Source organism: Pseudomonas sp. 2VD (assembly GCF_005503585.1).
Classification (GTDB): domain Bacteria; phylum Pseudomonadota; class Gammaproteobacteria; order Pseudomonadales; family Pseudomonadaceae; genus Pseudomonas; species Pseudomonas aeruginosa.
Genome location: NZ_SCND01000528.1, coordinates 1 through 2,996, shown reverse-complemented (window position 1 = coordinate 2,996; position 2,996 = coordinate 1). Strand labels below are relative to the sequence as shown.

General features: G+C 69.9%; 2 protein-coding genes and 1 pseudogene. 1 reads left to right on the top strand and 2 read right to left on the bottom strand.

The annotated features are described in order from the left end of the window. A pseudogene (locus FFS27_RS31105) lies at positions 1-144 on the bottom strand (magnesium chelatase); the annotation flags it as partial. 570 nt (positions 145-714) lie between these two features. Here FFS27_RS31105 and FFS27_RS31100 point away from each other — a divergent pair. After that, complete coding sequence (locus FFS27_RS31100) at positions 715-1,809, top strand: 3-deoxy-7-phosphoheptulonate synthase (protein WP_003091055.1); 1,095 nt, start codon at positions 715-717, stop codon at positions 1,807-1,809. 28 nt (positions 1,810-1,837) lie between these two features. On the opposite strand, the gene FFS27_RS31095 is transcribed toward FFS27_RS31100, so the two are convergent. Beyond that, the coding region (locus FFS27_RS31095) for a cobaltochelatase subunit CobN (protein WP_171019267.1) at positions 1,838-2,996 on the bottom strand (1,159 nt) is incomplete at its 5' end.

The window sequence follows — 2,996 nt, the reverse complement described above, 5'->3', positions numbered from 1 at the left end:
CGCCAGGGTCGACTTGGCCATTCCGCGCGGCCCCTCGATCAGTACCCCGCCGATCGCCGGATCGACCGCGGCCAGGCACAGCGCCAGCTTCAGTTCGTCGGCGGCGACCACGGCGGACAGGGGGTAATGCACGGTAGCGCTCATGGGGATTCCTGCGGCGGACGGACGGAAATACGGACCGCCAAGTCTATCAGGCCGGCGGCGCCGGTATCGAACCGTGAAACAGTCGTTGAACCGGCCGCCTCGCTTGCAGTAAGCTCGGGACTCGTTCACGGGAGAAACCCATGCCGCACACCCGCCATCCGCACCTGCACTCCAGCGCCTCGCGCCCTGGCCTGTCGTTGCGCGCGCGTGCGCCGCAGGCACCCCGTGCCGCGTATTTCTTCGGGTATTGGTTTAGCCACTCCGGCGCCTGATACCCCAACGGCGCCCACGGTATACGGGACGCCTACCCTGCACACGCAAACCCCCGGTCGGCTCCCCGACCGGGGGTTTTGTTTTTCCAGCCCGATTTTCCGGCCCACAAGGCCACAACCACAGACCAACGCACAGGACATCGATCATGACCGCATACCGCTACCGCACTGGCTACCCGCTCAACACCTGGCGATTTAGCGACGGCCGCCAGCCGCTCGCCAACCCACGACATTGCCGAACACCTCGATAGGGCACGACGCGCGCGGGATGCCCGCCGCCAGCCCAGGAAGCCAGACCATGAACTCATCCGTATCCGCACTGACCGCCCTTTCGCCGAACGCCCAGGCCGTCGCCCTGCCCAGCGCCACCGCCCGTACCGCCCTGGAACGCCTGCCCAGCCCGCTCGAACTCAAGGCTCGCCAGCCGTTGCCGCTGGAGCTGGCCAGCCAGGTCGCCGCCAGCCGCGACGCCATCCGCGCCATCCTCGACGGCGACGACCCACGCCTGCTGGTGGTAGTCGGTCCCTGTTCGATCCACGATCCCCGCTCCGCCCTCGAATACGCCGAACGCCTCGCCGCGCTGAGCGACGAACTCGACGGCCAGTTGCTCCTGGTGATGCGCGCCTACGTGGAAAAGCCACGCACCACGGTGGGCTGGAAGGGCCTCGCCTACGACCCGCACCTGGATGGCAGCGACGACATGGCCGCCGGCCTGGCGCTATCCCGGCAACTGATGCTGGACATGCTGCGCCTCGGCCTGCCGCTGGCCACCGAACTCCTGCAACCGCTGGCCGCCGGCTACTTCGACGACCTGCTGAGCTGGGCGGCGATCGGCGCGCGCACCAGCGAATCGCAGATCCACCGCGAGCTGGTCAGCGGCCTCGGCCTGCCGGTGGGCTTCAAGAACGGCACCGACGGCGGCGTCGGCATCGCCTGCGACGCGATCCGTTCGGCGGCCCACGGCCACCGCCATTTCGGCCTCGACCCGCACGGTCACCCGGCGCTGATCGAGACCCGCGGCAATCCGGACACCCATGTGGTGCTGCGCGGCGGCCGCCACGGTTCGAACTACGGTCCCGAGCAGGTGCAGGCCGTACGCCAGGCCCTGGAAAGCCAGGGCATCGCCACGCGGATGATGGTCGATTGCAGTCACGCCAACAGCGGCAAGAACCCGCTGAACCAGCCCGGCGTCCTCGCCAGCGTGCTGGACCAGCGCCTGGTCGGCGCCAGCGACCTGGTCGGGGTAATGCTGGAAAGCCACCTGTTCGACGGTTGCCAGGCGCTCGGCGGCGAACTGCGCTACGGCGTCTCGATCACCGACGGCTGCCTCGGCTGGGAAGGCACCGAGCGGATTCTCCGCGACGCCGCCCGGCGGCTCGCCGAGGGGCGCTGAAAGCGGCGCGAGCGGCCATGCCGCTCCGCTATTCCTCTTCGACGTCCAGCAGCAGGTTCTCCAGGGCCTCGCGATAGGCCCCCGGCTCCTGCCAGAGCCCGCGCCGCTGCGCCTCCACCAGGCGCTCGGCCATGTCGCGCAAGGCTTGCGGATTGTGCTGGCGGATGAACTCGCGGGTCTCCGCGTCGAGCAGGTAGGCGTCGGCCAGCAGCGCGTACTGGTGGTCGTCGATCAGCTCGCTGGTGGCATCGAAGGCGCACAGGTAGTCCACCGTCGCCGCCAGTTCGAAGGCACCCTTGTAGCCGTGGCGCTTCATCCCGGCGATCCACTTCGGATTCACCGCCCGCGCCCGCACCACCCGGTTGAGTTCTTCCTTGAGCGTGCGGATGCGCGGGTTGTCCGGCTGGCTGTGGTCGCCGTGGTAACTGGCCACCGGCGCGCCGCGCAGGGTTTCCACCGCCGCCAGCATGCCGCCCTGGAACTGGTAGTAGTCGTTGGAATCGAGCAGGTCGTGCTCGCGGTTGTCCTGGTTGTGCAGCACCGCCTGCAGGCGTTCCAGGCGCTGGGCGAAGCGTTCCCGCGCCGGCGTGCCGTCGTCGGCGGCACCGTAGGCGTAGCCGCCCCAGTTCAGGTAGACCTCGGCAAGGTCGGCGCGGGTCTCCCACAGCCGCTCTTCGATTGCGCCCTGCACGCCGGCGCCGTAGGCACCCGGCTTGGCGCCGAAGATCCGCCAGCCGGCCTGCCGGCGCGCCTCCGCCGGCGCCGTACCCTGCGCCTCGAGGCGCTGGCGTTCCAGGCGTACGCGAGCGGCCAGCGGGTTCAACTCCTCCGCCTCGTCCAGCTCGGCGACCGCCTGCACCGCCGCATCGAACAGGCGGATCAGGTTGGCGAAGGCGTCGCGGAAGAACCCGGAGACCCGCAGCGTCACGTCGACCCGCGGGCGGTCCAGCAGGGAGACCGGGAGGATCTCGAAATCGGCGACGCGCTGGCTACCGGCCTGCCAGACCGGTCGCACGCCGAGCAGGGCCAGGGCCTGGGCGATGTCGTCGCCGCCGGTGCGCATGGTCGCCGTGCCCCACACCGAGAGGCCGAGCTGGCGCAGGTGATCGCCATGTTCCTGCAGGTGACGCTCGAGCAGCAGGTTGGCCGACTGGAAGCCGATGCGCCAGGCGGTCGGGGTCGGCAGG